This is a genomic window from Streptomyces sp. NBC_00554 (assembly GCF_041431135.1).
Taxonomy (GTDB): Bacteria; Actinomycetota; Actinomycetes; order Streptomycetales; family Streptomycetaceae; genus Streptomyces.
The window spans coordinates 7877309-7893222 of record NZ_CP107799.1; the positions used below are offsets into that span (position 1 = coordinate 7877309).

A 15914-nucleotide genomic window follows, 5' to 3' on the forward strand; every position below is an offset into this window, starting at 1 on the left:
GGCCGATGAGGGCGGAGCGGGATGCGTCAGATGGTCAACGCCCCAGGAAGGGCAGTTGACGGATCGCACCCCCCGCGTCCCGGAAGATCACCGTCAGCGTCGCGCCCGACGGCAACATGGTGGGCAGGGCGGCCGTGCATCCTCCGCAGACGTAGTTGCCGCTGATGAACAGCCGGGCCTCGGTGGCACCTTGGGCCCGCATCGCGCCCGCCGCCTGCGCTTCCAGGTGGTGGAAGTTCTGGCCGGTCGCCCCGGGCGGAAGATTGCCCGCATAGGACGGGCTGAGGTTGCGACTGCCCGAGGACACCGGGATCGGACCGTTCCAGCCCGGCAGGTGCAGGGCTCCGGTCATGCCCCCGGGGTTCGCGAACTGGTTCGCCGCGTCGGCCGCCTGCTGCAGTCCCTCTTCGAGATCGTCCGGACCGCAGCCGTTGTGTACGAGGACCGGACTGCCCCCGGCCACCACGTAGTACGTGTGGACCCCGGCGACCGTGAGGTTGTGGACGGTCGCCTTCGCCGACCAGGGGTCGACGGCCGTGATCTGGATCCAGCTCCCGCTGCCTGTGCTCAGCCACTGCCCGGGTTTCAGGTCGCCGGCATCCACCCAACGGCCCACGTCGGGCAGCCAGAACGGGTGGCCGTCCGTGGCCGTGATCGTCGACGTGGCGTCCCCGGCACGGCCGTCGGTGTCGACGGTGAGCGTGACGAGCTGCTTGGCGCCCTTGCCGGTGATGGTGGCGGTCACCGCACGGGACCGGGTGTCGTCGGTCTCGACGTCGGAGGCCGCGACCCGGTCTCCGACCAGGATGTCCTCGATCGCCTTGGTGGTGCCGTCGGCCATCAGGACCTGGGTGCCCGGGGTGAAGCTGTTGCGGACCTTGCAGCTCGCACCGCTGCTGGGCGGCTGCTCCGGAACCTTCGGCGGGGCCGGGGCGGGCACCGGATTCGCCGGAGCCGGAGCCGGCGCCGCGTTGGCCGGCGGAGCCGCGTTCGCGGGCGGGGCGGCGCCCGCCGGGGGAGCGGCGCCGGCAGGCGGCAGGGCGTTGTCGGCCGTACGGCGGACGTCGTTGGCGGCATCGACGGCGTCGATCACCTCGTCGCCGTACTTGACCGCCTTGGCCGCCGAGGCCCCGTACCCCGCGAACGGGATCGCCGAGGCGCAGGACAGGCCAGCGTCCACATAGTTGCCCTCGGCCGCGTACCAGCCGCAGTTGGCGAGGTCGGCGATCTCACCGACGGCCGGGATCAGGCCGACGACGTCGAGCGCCAGGTGACCGATGTCCGACCACGACATCCCGAACAGGTGGCCGTCGATCTCGACGAACGAGACCGGGTTGCCGCCCGCGAAGGCGTACCGGTTGCCGGTGAACGGGTCGGTCGTCAGGCCCATGTCGGCGAGCGCGCCGCCGTACATGTCCCGGGTCAGGAACCGGTTCAGGCCGGGGTCGTAGGTCCGGAAGCCCATGTCGTAGGTGCCGGAGGTGGAGTCGAAGCGCTTGCCGTTGAACCGGTAGGAGTTGTACGGCTCCTCGCCGCCCGACCCGGGCTTGTCGGCGCCGGTGAACTGGGCGTTGTCGTTCTTGCCGTAGGCGGTGTAGCCGTACGTCGCCTTGGTGTTGCCGTCCTTGTCGGTGAGCGCCTCGACGTCACCGTGGGGGTGGTAGGCGTACTGGGTGGTCTCGGGGTCCTTGTCCTCCTCGTCCTTGATCTGGGTGAGTTTCTGGCCCCAGGAGGCGTACTGGAAGGACGTCACGGACTCGTCGGTCACTTCCTCCCGCAGGGACAGGGAGGTGATCCCGAGATACGTGAAGAGGGTGGTCTTCGCGTCGTCGCCGCTGCCCTGGGACTCCTTGACGGTGCGGTCGAAGGCGTCGTACGTCATCCGGGTCGTCTTCGCCGCGTCGCCGCTGCCCGCGGTGATCGAGGCGGGCCGGTCGAAGCCGTCGTAGCGGTACTTCTGGATGGTCTCGCCGCCGAAGGAGACGGTGTCGAGACGGCCGAGCGGGTCGTAGTTGTACGTCGAGGAGGCGCCGTCCTCGGTGGAGGTGAGGAGCCGGTTGCGGTCGTAGCGGTGGGTGGTCGTGGTGTCGTCGACGGTCTGCCGGATCACATTGCCGGCGGCGTCGTGCCGGTACTCCTCAGTCGCCTCGTCGTCGCCGGTCTTCGTCACCTTGGCGATGCGGTCCTGCGGGTCGTAGCCGTACGCGTAGGTGTTGTCGACGGTGTCGCCGTGGTCGTCGGCGTCCATCACCTTGAGGACGTCCTCGAGCTTGTGACCGTTGGCGTTGTAGGTCAGCGCGTGCTCGGCGACGACCGTGCCGTCGGACTTCTTCTCGCTCGTTCGCTTCGTCGCCCCGTCGAGGTAGTAGTCGACGGTGAGGACATTGCCGTTGGGCTTGGTCTCCTCGGCGAGTTCACCGCGGGAGGTGTACTCCAGGCCGGTCACCTGCTGGTCCCCGGCCGTCGGCGAGGCGGCGTTGGTGATCCGCTCCACCCGGTCCAGGGCGTCGTACTCCAGCTTGCTCCAGGTCAGGTCGTGCGTGGTGGTGAGCGTGTTGCCGTTGGCGTCGTAGGTCAGCTCGGCGGTGTTGCGGACGGTGTCCCCGTCGTGCTCGACGACCTTGGTGAGCTGGTTGATCCCGTCGTAGCCGAGGGTGTAGCGGTCGACCTCGACGCCCGGGCTGCGGTCGGTGATCTCGGTCTGGTTGCCATTGGCGTCGTAGCGGTAGGAGAAGTCCTTGTTCTCGTTGTCGGTGTCCGCGGAGTTGTCGCGGACCAGCCGCACCGCGTCCGCGACGACGACACCGGTCGCCTTGTCCGTCAGGGTGACGGCCTGGCCGGCGTTCTCCTCGAAGGCGTACTTGCCCAGCGACCGCCATTCACCCGGGAGTTCGGTCTGGTCGAGGGTCTTCTCCTCGGTTCCGTCCTTGTGCTTGATCTCGTACGTGGCGTCCTTCGCCGCGCCCTCGACCTTCGGGTTGCGGACGTAGACCGTGTAGTCGCCGTTCTGCGGGATGTTCAGCTGCCACACGAACCGGGACTCGCCGGACCCCGCGGCATGGGTCTGCGCGTTGAAGCCGTACGAGCCCTCGGCGGTGACCTCGTCCCAAGTCCCCTGTGTCGCCGTGTTGTTGACGTCGGAGTTGTCGACGAGCGCGACCTGGAGACCGACCGGGACGCCGTTGTCCGACCGGGACTTCAGCGCGCCGCTCGGATAGAAGGAGGAGTTGAGGGTCCGGGAGACCGAACCGCCCGCGCTGGTCAGGGTGTTCTGGATCTGCTGGCCGAGTTCGTTGTACTCGTAGGTGCTCTTGATGTCGAAGGCGTCGGTGGACGTCCGGATCCAGCCGGTGTCGAAGTAGCTGTACCGCGTCTCGTTGCGGACGGACTGGCCCTCCGACGGCGGGGCGCTGACCTTCACCGGCCGACCGACCTTGTCGTACTGGTAGGTCGTCCGGTCGGGCTTGTTGTAGCGCTCGTCGTCCGGGTCGTAGGGGGTGAGGGTCTCCTTGACCCGGTTCAGTTCGTCGTAGACGGTCTCGGCGGCGAAGTCCTCGGGGTCCCCGCCCGTCTCGACGCCGCGCGGGGTGATGACCCGGGTCTGGTTGCCCGCCTCGTCGTACTCGAAGCGGGTGGTGCGGAAGACGGTGTCGGCACCGTTCTTCTCGTGCGGGGTGCGCGCCTCGACCAGGGCGGCGCGGGCGTCGAGGACCAACTCGGCGCGGTTGCCGTCGGCGTCCGTGGTGGCGGTGGTCAGCCCGTCCCAGTCGTAGCTGCTCGTCGTCGAGTTGCCGGTCGCGTCCGTCGTCTCAAGGAGCCGGTGGTCGAGGTCGTAGCGGAACCGGCTGGTGTAGTCGTCCGGATCCTGGCTCTCGGCCTTGCGCGCGTCAACGACCTCGACCAGATCGCCGACACCGTCGTACGCGGCGGTGGCACGGTGACCGGCCGCGTCCTCGGTCGCGATCCGCTGGTAGATCTCGTTGTAGGTGATCTTCGTGGTGTAGTCGTCGGGGTCCTCGGTCAGCGTGCCCTTCGGCTGCGTCGACGTCAGCTGGTTGCCGACCTTGTCGAACGTGTACGTCGTCCGCCGCAGCGGGTCGCCGGCTTCGTCGCCGGGCTGCACCAGCTCGACCTGCTGGTCGGCGGCGTCGAAACGGCTGGTGCTCGACGCGCCGTTGGGCGAGGTGAACTCGACGGTGTTGTCGTTCCTGTCGTACACCGGCGCCGGCGTGACGAGGAAGTCGCCCGCCTCCTGGTCCTTGGGGATCCGGTTCTCCAGCGGACGCCCGAACAGGTCGTACGTCTGCGTCGTCGTCGCCCCGTTGGCCTCCTCCAGCTCGGTCACGTTGCCGCGCACGTCGTACGTCGTCCGCGTCCGGTTGCCGAGCGCGTCGACGATGGTGCGCGGATAGCCGGACGGGTCGTAGTCCTCGAACCGGGTGGTGTGCTCGTTGGCGTCGGTGGCCGCGGTGAGCCGGCCCCGCGCGTCGTAGGTGCTCGTCGAGGTGTAGTCGCCCTCGGGCTCGGTCGTGACGCCCTTGGGGTCGGTGACCGAGGTCGGATTGCCCACGGCGTCATGGCCGAAGCGCCAGATTCGGCCCTCGGGGGAGACCCGCTGGGTCAGGTCGGCGATGTAGCCGTTTTCCCCGGTGGCGTACGTGAGGGTGGCGGCGGGCCGGTCGTTCTTGACCGCCTCGGCGTCCCTGACCTCCAGCGGATAGCCGGTCTTGGGGTCGTACTTCCAGGTGCGGGCGGCGCCGTTGTTCTCCTCCAGGCGCGTGACGTTGTTGTCCGCGTCCCAGGCGAGCCTGGTGGTCTGCCGTTTGGCGTTGGTGAGCTTCACCGGCCGCCCGTAGCTGTCCAGGAGCTGCGTGCTCGGATTGCCCTCGGCGTCGGTGACGACGGTCTGCGCCGCCTTGCCGTCATGGCCGTCCGGGTCCGCGTAGCGGTAGCCGGTCAGACCGCCAAGGCGGTCCTTGATCGACTTGGTGTACCCCAGGTAGGGCAGCTGGTCCTTGTCGTCGTGCGGGCCGATGTAGTCGAGGTCGGTGGCGTGACCGAGCGGGTCGGTGACCTGGACCAGCTTGATGCCCGGGTGGTCGAGCTCCTTGCCGTAGGTGAACCCGAACTCCTTGCGCAGCTTGTCGTTCGCGCCGGCACCGTCCGTCAGCCGCCCGAGCAGCCCCTTCTCGGTGAACGTGAAGTCGACCCGCCGCCCCGAGATGTCGGTGACGGAACGGACCTTGTCGATGATGAACGGGTTGAGGAGATGGTCACCGGTGCGCAGCTCGCCGTCCTTGTCGAGGTACGAGTACGGCTCGCCCTTCTCCCAGTAGTCGACGGTGAGAGTGCGCCGGCCCTCGGCGTCGGTGACGTACTTCAGCAGCTTCTGGCCGAGCAGCCGCTGCTCGTAGGTGAACTCCATCCGGTTGCCGTTCTTGTCCACCATGGCGCTCGGATAGCCCTGGCAGTCGAAGAGGAACCGGGTGCGGTCCGGGCGCAGGAACTCCCAGGCCTCCCGCTCGTGCGGGTGCAGCAGACAGCTCTTCTCCAGCTGCCTGACCTTGAAGTGGACCCCGGACGGGGAGTCCCACTCACCCTTCTTGTTCTTGCTGAAGACATGGCTGGTGCCGTCGCCGTCGGTCATCGTGATGCGGGCCGGCAGCAGCGCGGAGGGGTGGAAGTCCAGCGGGGTGCCGAGCCGGACGGGCGAGGACGCCTGGAGGGACCAGCCGGGTCCGGCCGGGGTGGAGGAGGCGTCCTGCGAGTTGTAGGAGAGCCTCAGGAAGGTCGAGAAGCCCAGGGACGGGTTCGAGAAGGCGTTGTACGACCAGACCGCGTTCCCCGCGTAGAGGTTGCTCATCAGGGCGGAGCCCGCGCCGGTGTTCTTGCCCGCGTAGGAGTAGAAGTCCTCGAGACCGAGCTGGTCGGAGGTCGGGTACTCGGCGGTCACCTGGTGCTTGGACGGCGGTACCCCGTCGGTCTCGGAGAGCCACTTGCCGGTGGCCTTCTCCCGCAGGTCCCACTCCAGGCCGAAGGTCAGCCGCTTGTCGAGCGGGTCGATGAGGACCGGCGCCTTGAGCTGCGCGTCGAAGGTGACGGAGCCGCCCGGCGGGACGTCCTGGGGGAGCGGGGTGGCGTCCTTGTTGAGGAGGCTGGTGACGTCCTTGCCGTCCAGCGTCCAGCGGTACGACAGGACGCGCTCGCCCTTCTTCCACACCGTGCCGGTGGTGTTGGTGAGCGTCGCCTCGACGGTGGAGGTCTCGCCCGGGACGACCCGCGCCGGCGTGTACGGCAGGAAGTAGGTCTCGGCCTCGGGCGCGGCGAGCAGTTTCCCGCCCTGGGCGACCTGCCCGACGGCAGGCAGCTCAACCGCGCGGACCGGGCTGGTCAGCAGCTCTCCGCCCTTTGTGTGCACGGCGACGAGGTAGTGGTACGTCCTGCCCTCGTCGCCGACCGGCGCGGGGGAGGCGGAACGGTCGGCGAAGGTCCGGGTGTCGCGGTCGACCGGGGCGAGAAGCGTCTCGGCGGTCGGCTTGAAGTCCTTCGTGGTGGAGCGGTGGACCTCGTACTCCAGAAGGTCCTTGCCCTGGTACGGAGTCCAGACGAGGTCGGCACCGGTGGCGTGCGCCGTGCGGGGTTCCTCGATCCGTACGCCGTCGGCCTCGCCCGCGACTGCCGGGCGGGCGGAGCCGGCGCCCCGGGTGCGGTCGAGGGCGATACCGGCGGGCTGTTCGCCCTTGAGCGGGTCCTCGTTCCTGTCGTCGCCGCGTTCACTGTTGGGACGCCAGCCGTCGCGTGGATCGCTGGTGTCGGGGCCGGAAACGGCGGTGGGTCTCGCCTTGTCCTGGACCGAGGGAGCCGCCGGAGCGGCGGCCACGATCATCGCCGAGGCCACGACGCCGATCACGGCGGTGCGGAGGCCGGAGCGGCGTAAGGGTCGGTGGAGGAAGGGGGCGAAGCGGATGTGGGTGCGGTCTGAGGTTGCCATGTGGTGGGCTCCTTGTCCCCGTGGGCACAGCGGACGCACAGGAATCGCCAAGCGCACCTGTCCTATCAGGCTTCTCCAAAAGCTTGTCAAGGGCATGCAAAATGGAAAGGTGAGTTCCGGACTGTGAACGATGTTGACGGGGCGTGACGTGTCAGCTCGCCGTCTCGTTGAGCACTTTCACCCCGCGCGCTGGGTGGTGAACGGCGCGCCGCTCGATATGGGGGTGTGGGGGTGGCGTCGTGGAACATCCGTGCCTGGGGATTCGAATGCACGCACCAAAAAGCCACGTTGGAGTGAAGTCACGCAGGATCGCTCACGGTTCACTCGCTGTGCGTAATCCTGACCGGGTCCCAAGCATGTCTCTTACGAGGGGTCCCCCACCTTGAACGGCAACAACTTCCGCATGCCCGCACGCAGGTTCGCCACCGTCGCCGCCGCAACGGCTCTGGCCGCAGGTCCCGCCGCGCTCGCCGGCGCGGGGTCCGCGCACGCGACCGACGACACCGGCGAGCAGGGCAGCGCGAGCGCCGTCGTGCTGCGCACCGGGCTCGACGTGTCCCTGCTCAACAGGACGGTGAACGTTCCGCTCGCCGTCTCCCTCAACGAGGTGCGGGCGCCGCAGAGCTCCGAAAAGACCGCGCTCACCGCCCAGTTGGAGGGCGTCGACGGCGGGCAGCCGTTCAGTGTGCTCGGTGCGGAGGTCGCTGCCGCGAAGGCGACGGTGTCCGCTCAAAAGGCCGAGGGGTACACGAACCTCGCCCATGCGAAGGTCCATGTTCCCGGGCTTCCGCTGCTCTCCCTCATCGAGGTCGAGTCGGTCGCGTCCCGGGCGACCTGTGAGGCGGGCGAGAAGCCCGTGGCCACGTCGAATCTGCTGGGCGGGGTCACTGTCCTCGGCAAGAAGGTGACGCTGTCCGCCGGCGGGCCGACCGTGGTGGAGGTACCCGGGGTCGGCTCGGTTCGCCTCGACCTCTCCAAGACGTCGACCACGTCCCGTACGGCGGCCGCGTCCGCGCTCGAACTCAAGGTGTCCATCAACCCGTTGAAGCTGAATGTGGCCGAGGTGGAGGGGACGGTGACTCTGGCGGGGGCGACGTGTGAGGCGCCGGTCGTGTCGTCCGACGACGCCCCGGTGGCGGACGTGAAGCCGCAGGGGGCGCCTGCGGAGGCGGGGCTTGCGGAGACGGGAGGTGGGGCGATGACGCCGTATGTGGTGGGTGGGGCGGTTGTGTTGCTTGCGGTGGGTGGGGGAGCGGTGGCTTTGGGGCGGCGTAGTCGGGGGTGAGGGAGGGTTTTTCGCCCCCTCCGCCCCTACCCGTCCCGTTCCTGGGGGCTGCCGCCCCCAGACCCCCGCTGTCGGCCTGGACGGCCTCGTCCTCAAACGCCGGACGGGCTAAAGATGTTTAGCCCCTCCGGCGTTTGAGGAGCGGGGGTTTGGGGGCGGAGCCCCCAAGTGACGGGAATGGGAAGGGGCGGAGGGGGCGAAAACCCACCCACCTCAACCCCCAACCACCGTCACCGCCCGATCCAGCGCCAGCAGAAACCCATTCACAGTCACCCGGTCCCGAACCGCCAGCCGGATCCACTCCTCGCCCAGCCCGGGAAACGTGTCCCCCCGCCGCACGGCGAACCCGAGCCCCCGCAACTGACGCCGCACAAGGGCAGCCCCACGAATCCGCACCAGCACGAACGGCCCCTCCGCAGGCTCCACCACCCACAACCCGTCCACCTCGAACTCCTTGAGCCCAGCCACCAGATGGGCCCGATCCGCCGCAACCCGGTGGGCAGCGTGGGCGGCCTCCGCGAGCGCCCGGGAGGACACACACGCCGAGGCCGCAGCAAGCGCGGGCGTGGACACCGGCCACAACGGCTGGGCGCGCTCCAGCTCGACGATCGTCTCGGGGGCGGCGAGGACGTAGCCGATCCGCAGCCCGGCCAGCCCCCACGTCTTGGTGAGGCTGCGCAACACCACGAGCCCGGGCACATCCGTCCGCCCGGCAAGCGCCTCCCGCTCATCCGGCACGGCGTCCATGAACGCCTCGTCGACGACCAACGTCCGCCAGGGCCGGGCGAGTTCGGCGATCAGGCGAGCCGGATGCAGTACGGACGTCGGATTGGTCGGGTTCCCGATCACGACGAGATCCGCGTCCTCGGGAACGGCCGCAGGGTCGAGCCGGAACCCGTCCTCCGCGCGGAGCAGGACACGGTCGACGGAGTGCCCGGCGTCCCGAAGCGCCGCCTCGGGCTCGGTGAACTGCGGATGCACGACCACGGGCCGGCGCACCTTCAGGGCGCGCGCGAGCAGCACAAAGGCCTCGGCGGCACCTGCGGTGAGCAGCACCCGCTCGACGGGCAGTCCGTGCCGCGCAGCCACCGCGGCCCGCGCCTCCCGCCCGTCGGGGTAGGCCGCGAGCCCGGTCAGCGAGGCGGCGATCCGCTCGCGCAGCCACTCGGGGGGCGTGTCGGCGCGGACGTTCACGGCGAGATCGACGAGCGCCGAACCGTCGTCGCGCACCTCGGCGTCCCCGTGGTGCCGCAGATCGTGTGCGTCGCCGTCGGACGCGCCCTCAGTGTGCGTGGGAGTGTGCATGGCCGCCATGGTGGTGTCCGTGGTGTCCGTGTTGGTGGTCACCGTCGTCGTCGGGGTGGAAGTGCGGTTGCTGGGGCAGACCGACCTTGTCCTCGAAGCCGGGCAGGGCGATGCGGTAGACGCAGGAGTCGCAGTTCATCCGCAGGTCGCCCCGCACGGCCTCGCGGTAACGCTCCATGACCAGGTCGAGCAACTCCGGCTCGGGACCGATGACATCGGCGGAACGCACCTCGACCTCCGGATGCGCGGCCGCCCAGCCCTCGGTCTGCTGGCGCACCCGCTCGGGCAGGATGCCGGTGAAGAGGAAGTAGGGGAGTACGACGATCCGGCGCGCGCCCAGCTTCACGCAGCGGTCGAGCCCGGACGGCACGTCGGGCGCGGCCAGCGACACGAACGCCGTCTCGACGCCCGCGTAACCCCGGCCCTCCCACAGCAGCCGCGCCGCCTTGAGCACCTCGGCGTTGGCGTCCGGGTCGGTGGAACCGCGCCCCACCAGCAGGACGGTCACATCGGCCCGGTCCTCGGGCGCACGGGAAGTGGAGCCGAGGGCCTCGTCGAGGCGCCGCTCGAGGACGGCGAGGAGCGCCGGGTGCGGGCCCAGCGGACGCCCGTAGGTGTACGAGATCCCGGGGTGCCGTTCCTTCTCACGGGCCAGCGCCGCCGGGATGTCCCCCTTGGCGTGCCCGGCGGACACCAGCATCAGCGGAACGGCGGCGAAACGCCGTACCCCCTGCTCGACCAGTTCGGCCACGGCGTCACCCAGCGGCGGTGGGGACAGCTCGATGAACCCGCCCGCGACGGGCAGTTCGGGGTGCCGGCGCCCCAACTCCCGTACGAAGTCACGGAAGGCCTCGGCTCCGGCCTCATCCCGGGTGCCGTGTCCGGCGATCAGCAGGGCGGGGGACGGGGTGGTCACGATTTCTCCTTAGAGGGCTCGAAAGCCTTGGAAACGGGGTGGTACAGGAGGGCGTTGAGCGCCGCCGCGGCGACCGCGGAGCCGCCCTTCTCGGACACGTTGCTGACCGAGGGCAGCCCGCTCTCGCGCAACGCGGCCTTGGACTCGGCCGCGCCGACGAAACCGACGGGCAGACCGATGACGAGCGCCGGGTCGGCGTTCAGGGTCAGCAGTTCCTCCAGAGCGGTCGGCGCACAGCCGATCACCCAGAGGGCGCCGGGCCCGACGTCCTCGTACGCGAGCCGGATCGCGTGCGCCGAACGGGTCAGCCCCGGACCGGACTTGGCGTCCTTGAGCCGGCAGACGGTGTCGCGGCGGGTGATGCCCGCCGCGACCATCTCGACGTCGACGACGACGGGCGCACCGGCGTGCAGCGCGGCATGCGCCCGCTCCAGGGCGTGTTCGTCGGTGACGAGGTCCGCCGCGTAGTCGAGGTCGGCCGCGGAGTGGATGACCCGTTCCACGACCGCCCGCGTCAGCGGCGGGAAGTGCGAGGTGTCCAGGCGCGTGCGCAGCCGCCGGAAGGACTCCTGCTCGATGGGGTGCACCACACGTGTCACCCCGGTCGTAGCGCTCACTTGGCCTCCTCCTGCCAGCGGTAGCCGCGCGGCGTCACCATACGGCCGGCGATCTCACGGGTCGCCGTGTTGCCCACGGTCACCACGGTCATCATGTCCACCGTCGCCGGGTCGAGTCCCGAGAGCGTGGTGAGACGACTGGATTCGTCCGGCCGTGAAGCGTTCCGTACGACACCGACCGGCGTTGTCGGCTCCCGGTGCTCGCCGAGGATCCCCAGCGCCTTCGGAAGCTGCCAGTCCCGGCCCCGGCTGCGCGGGTTGTAGAACGTCACGACGATGTCGGCCTCGGCCGCCGCCCGTACCCGCCGCTCGATGACCTCCCACGGTGTGTGCAGATCGGAGAGGCTGATCGACACATGGTCGTGCCCGAGCGGCGCTCCCAGGATCGCCGCCGCCGCCAGCGCGGCCGTCACCCCGGGCACCCCGACCACGTCGATGTCGTCGGACGCCTCGGCCAGCGCGGGCGACGCCATCGCGTACACCCCCGCGTCCCCGCTGCCGATCAGCGCGACGGCCTGCCCGCGCCGGGCCTCCGCGACCGCCGTACGCGCCCGCTCCTCCTCGGCCCCGAGCCCCGACTCCAGGACCCGGGTACCCGGGCGCAGCAGATCGCGGATCTGGTCGACGTACTGGTCGAGCCCGACGAGCACGGACGCCCGCCGCAGCTCCGCCTTCGCACGCGGCGTCAGCAGATCACGGGCGCCGGGCCCGAGCCCGACCACCGCGAGCCGGCCGCGCGCGACCCGGCGTACGACCGCACAGGTCGCCATCGCCGGCTGCCCGTCCGCCCGTACGGACTTCCGCTTGGGCACGAGGAGTTCACCCCCGCCCGCGAGCGCCGCAGCCTCCGCGACAGAGGGAGTACCGACGGCGGCGAGCGGCGCCTCGGACGGGTTCGGCACCTCGACGCCCGCCAACTCCTCGGCGCCGTACGTCACCACCGGCACCCCGAGCCGCTCGGCCGCCCCCACGATGCCCGGCTCCCCGGCCTTGGCATCGACGGTCGCGAACTCGGCAACGGACTTCGCCGACAACCCGGCGTCCCGCAGGGCGTCTTGGACGAGCCCGAGGACTTCGTCGACGGGGGCACCCTTGGAGGCGCCGACCCCGACGACGAGGGAGGGCGGACGGAGGACCACTTCATGGTCGGCGGGCTCAAGGACACGGTCGGTGAGGAAGATCCGGTACCGCTCGTCCCGCTGGGCGATGGGGGTCCCCCCGCTCGAGCGAAGCCGAGAGTGGGGGAGGCTGGGCACAGCCTCCAGTGCCGGGCTCCCCACATTCGACGGCAGCGCAGGCAGAGGCCAACTGACCGACGCCTCCAGCGCAATGGGCTCCCCGTCCAACATGGCCCGAGAAACCCCGGCGACATCCCCCTCCACCGGGAACCCGAGCGTATCCAGCCCAGGAATCCCCACCGCATCCGTCGCGGTAGTCACCACAGGCTCGGCCCCGAGCAACTCACCCACCTCGCGGGCGAGTTCATTCGCACCACCCCCGTGGCCCCCCACGAGGGACACGGCAAACCGCCCGCCCTCATCGACGCACACGACCCCCGGGTCGGACGCCTTGTCGCTCAACAGCGGCGCGACAAGCCGCACAACCGCCCCCGTCGCAAGAAAACACACCACCTGGTCGCACTCGGCGAACGCCCGCCGAACGGCGTCCCCGACGGACCCGTCGTACACCCGCGCACGCGTGGGCCAGGCCGCGGCCAGCCGGTCACGGGCAGCCGCGCCCGCCGCTGTCGCGGAAATCAGGCCGATCACTGGGGGACTCCTTCGGTACGGGCCGGAGGCCGGACGCCCCACAGCAGAAAGACGGGATTGGTGGCCGCGAGCCGGTCGACGCCACCCGGCAGCGGCGCGAGCCGGGACGACTGCAGCAGTACGCCGTCGCAGTCGAACCCGGCACCGGTGAGCGCGTCCCGGGCCGCCGGAACCCGGTCGAGGGCGGCCATGGCGATCACGACGGCCCGCCGGGCCCGCCGCGCGCAGGCCGTGACGATGGCGGGCAGTTCGCGCCCGCCGCCGCCGATGAAGACCGCGTCCGGGTCGTCCAGATCGGACAGCACCGTCGGCGCGGCCCCGTGCACGACCTGTACATCGACGCCGTGCGCCTCGGCGTTGGCGCGGATGCGGTCGCAGCCGTCCCGCGTCTTCTCGATCGCGGTGACGGCGGCGCCGAACCGCGCGCACTCGACGGCGACGGACCCGGAGCCCGCGCCGACGTCCCAGACCAGTTCGCCGAGCCGCGGCCCGATCCGGGCCAGCGCGAGCGCCCGTACCTCGAACTTGCTGATCATCGAGTCGCGGTGCGCGAACTCGCTCTCGTCCAGGGCCCATCGGACGGGTCCGGCGGACGGTCCGGCCATGGTTCGCACGGGGGCCAGGGCACGCGACTCGTCCAGGCACAGGACGACGCTCACCGCCGTACCCCAGTCACGGGCCGCGGCCTCGGCGGGCGTGACCCGCTCCACTTGCTCGTGCGCGGGGTCGCCCAGGGCGCTCGCGACGACGAGCACGCGGTCCCCGCACCGGTAGGCGAGCGCGGCGCCCAGCTCGGCGGGTCCCGAGCCGGGACCGGTCAGCACGGCCACCTTCGGCTGTGACCGGCAGACGTTGACGGCCGTACGCAGATCGCGGCCGTGCGCGCTGACCACCACGGCGTCGTCCCAGGGCAGCCCGAGCCGGGCGAAGGCGGTGGCGACGGACGAGACACCGGGCCGGACGTCCAGCCGCTCCGCCCCGAAGCGTTCGGCCAGCGCCCGCACGATCCCGAAGAACCCGGGATCACCGGAGGCGAGCACGACGACCCGCCCCTGCTTGTCCCCCTTGTCCACGTGCCGCTCGATCACATCGAGCGCCGGTGCGAGCGGACCGAGCACGACACGCTCCGCCCCCTCCGGCAGCAGTGCCGCGGCCAGATGCCGCGCGGCGCCGACGACGAGCCCGGCCCCGGCTACGGCGGACATGGCATCCGGAGGCAACGGCGCCCCCGTACCCGTACCGACGACGGTGATCGCAGCCGTCCCCGCGACGGTGACCGCATCCGTACCGACGACGGTCGTCACGACGGACTGCCCTTGCGCGCCGCACGCCGCTCCGCGCGCAGTTCCGCACGCGCCCGCGGGTCGGCCTTGCGGAACTCGTGGAAGTGACCGGGGTGGTAGAGGTGCGAGCGCGTGCCGCTCGCGTCGAGTGCAGGGCCGACCAGGAAGAGGGTGTGCTTCCAGAGCTTGTGCTCCTTGACCGTCTCCTCCAGCGTCTCGATCGTGCACTTCACGAGCAGCTCCTCCGGCCAGGTCACCTGGTACGCCACCACGACCGGCGTGGACGTGGGGTAGCCGCCCTCCAGCAGCTCGCGCACCAGCTGACCGCTGCGCGCCGCCGACAGGAACAGCGCCATCGTCGTCCCGTGGCGGGCGAACTCCCGTACTTCCTCTCCGGGCGGCATCGGCGTCTTGCCGCCGCCGAGCCGGGTGAGGATCACGGACTGCGCGACCTCGGGAATCGTCAGCTCGCGCTGTGCGAGCGCGGCCACGGCGGAGAAGGACGAGACACCCGGGATGATCTCGGTCTCGACCCCGATGTCCGCACACCGGTCGAGCTGCTCCTGCGTGCCGCCCCACAGCGCCGGGTCGCCGGAGTGGATGCGGGCCACCTTCAGCCCCTCCTCGGCGGCACGCTCGTACACGGCCACGACGTCCTCGAGCGACATCGTCGCCGAGTCCAGGATCTCCGCGCCCTCGCGCGCGTGGTCGAGGACCTCCGCCTGCACCAGGCTGGCCGCCCAGATCACGACGTCGGCCTCGGCGATGGCGCGCGCGGCGCGGAACGTCAGCAGGTCGGCGGCGCCGGGCCCTGCCCCGACGATGGTCACCTTGCCGGTGGGGGCGTCGGCCATGGGATGGGGTCCTCTCCTACGGAACATGTGGAACTTGCGGAACATCAGTGCGCTCGAACGGTGCGTGTGTGACGAAACTTCAGGGCGTACACGCGGACACGGGGCCATGGGCGTGCGTGAACGGCGGTCGATCGGATAGCAAGGGCCTATGGCGGTCCTCGTCGCGCTCGGCGCGTTCCTGATGACGCTGGCCGGCGGCTGGACGGCACAGCGGGTGACCGACCGACGTCATCTGGTCCTCGGCCTGGCCGGCGGCCTGATGCTCGGCGTGGTCGGCCTGGACCTGCTGCCGGAGGCGCTGAGCGCGGCGGGCGACGAGGTCTTCGGCGTACCGGCCGCGCTGCTGCTGTTCGTGGCCGGATTCCTGCTGGCCCACCTGGTGGAACGTCTGCTGGCCGCCCGGCAGGCGGCGCACGGCGCTGACGAGAACGGCGGCCGGGCGCCGGAGGTCGGCCTGACGGCGGCCGCCGCGATGGTCGGCCACAGCGCGATGGACGGCGTGGCGATCGGAGCGGCCTTCCAGGTGGGCGGCGGGATGGGCCTGGCGGTGGCCCTCGCCGTCATCGCCCACGACTTCGCGGACGGCTTCAACACCTACACGCTCACGAGCCTGTACGGGAACGACCGGCGCAAGGCGATCATGATGCTCGTCGCCGACGCGGTGGCCCCCGTGGCCGGCGCCGCCTCGACGCTCTTCGTCACCATCCCGGAGCAACTGCTCGGCTGCTATCTCGGCCTCTTCGGCGGCGTACTCCTCTACCTCGCCGCCGCCGAGATCCTCCCCGAGGCACACCACGAACACCCCGCCCGCTCGACCCTGCTGTGCACGGTCGCGGGCGCGGGTTTCATCTGGCTGGTGGTGGGCCTCGCGGGCTGAGCCCTCGCCGGGTCGGC

At 70.8% G+C, this 15914-nt stretch carries 9 protein-coding genes; 2 read left to right on the forward strand and 7 right to left on the reverse strand.

Going from position 1 to position 15914, the window contains the following annotated elements:
- Window positions 1-34: 34 nt before the first annotated feature.
- Window positions 35-6991, reverse strand: a complete 6957-nt coding sequence (locus tag OG266_RS34725; RefSeq protein WP_371550562.1) for a polymorphic toxin-type HINT domain-containing protein — start codon at window positions 6989-6991, stop codon at window positions 35-37.
- Window positions 6992-7373: 382 nt separating this feature from the next.
- On the opposite strand from OG266_RS34725, the gene OG266_RS34730 reads away from it, so the two are divergent.
- Window positions 7374-8276 carry an SCO1860 family LAETG-anchored protein gene (locus OG266_RS34730; protein ID WP_371550565.1) on the forward strand — a complete coding sequence of 301 codons (903 nt, stop codon included), beginning with the start codon at window positions 7374-7376 and terminating at the stop codon, window positions 8274-8276.
- A 213-nt stretch (window positions 8277-8489) separates the two neighbouring features.
- Here OG266_RS34730 and cobC read toward each other — a convergent pair whose 3' ends face one another.
- The 6 genes from cobC to cobM are packed head-to-tail and all read right to left on the reverse strand — an operon-like array spanning window position 8490 to window position 15020.
- Complete coding sequence (cobC, locus tag OG266_RS34735; RefSeq protein WP_266466155.1) at window positions 8490-9581, reverse strand: Rv2231c family pyridoxal phosphate-dependent protein CobC; 1092 nt, start codon at window positions 9579-9581, stop codon at window positions 8490-8492.
- Window positions 9559-10497 carry a sirohydrochlorin chelatase gene (locus tag OG266_RS34740; RefSeq protein WP_371550567.1) on the reverse strand — a complete coding sequence of 313 codons (939 nt, stop codon included), beginning with the start codon at window positions 10495-10497 and terminating at the stop codon, window positions 9559-9561. Before OG266_RS34740 ends, cobC begins: the two co-directional genes overlap by 23 nt.
- Window positions 10494-11096 (reverse strand): precorrin-8X methylmutase, encoded by a 603-nt coding sequence (locus OG266_RS34745; protein WP_371553068.1) that lies wholly within the window; start codon window positions 11094-11096, stop codon window positions 10494-10496. The genes OG266_RS34740 and OG266_RS34745 overlap by 4 nt, the downstream gene beginning before the upstream one ends.
- 14 nt (window positions 11097-11110) lie before the next feature.
- Window positions 11111-12883: a precorrin-3B C(17)-methyltransferase gene (cobJ, locus tag OG266_RS34750; RefSeq protein WP_371550569.1), complete on the reverse strand. Its 1773-nt coding sequence runs from the start codon at window positions 12881-12883 to the stop codon at window positions 11111-11113.
- The gene (cbiE, locus tag OG266_RS34755; RefSeq protein WP_323178326.1) at window positions 12880-14187 is read right to left on the reverse strand and encodes a precorrin-6y C5,15-methyltransferase (decarboxylating) subunit CbiE; all 1308 of its coding nucleotides are present in this window, start codon (window positions 14185-14187) and stop codon (window positions 12880-12882) included. Before cbiE ends, cobJ begins: the two co-directional genes overlap by 4 nt.
- A complete protein-coding gene (gene cobM / locus OG266_RS34760; protein ID WP_266466165.1) occupies window positions 14184-15020 on the reverse strand; it encodes a precorrin-4 C(11)-methyltransferase in 837 nt (278 codons plus the stop codon). The genes cbiE and cobM overlap by 4 nt, the downstream gene beginning before the upstream one ends.
- Window positions 15021-15168: 148 nt before the next feature.
- Here cobM and OG266_RS34765 point away from each other — a divergent pair, with 148 nt between their 5' ends.
- Window positions 15169-15897 (forward strand): ZIP family metal transporter, encoded by a 729-nt coding sequence (locus tag OG266_RS34765; protein ID WP_266466167.1) that lies wholly within the window; start codon window positions 15169-15171, stop codon window positions 15895-15897.
- Window positions 15898-15914 lie beyond the last annotated feature (17 nt).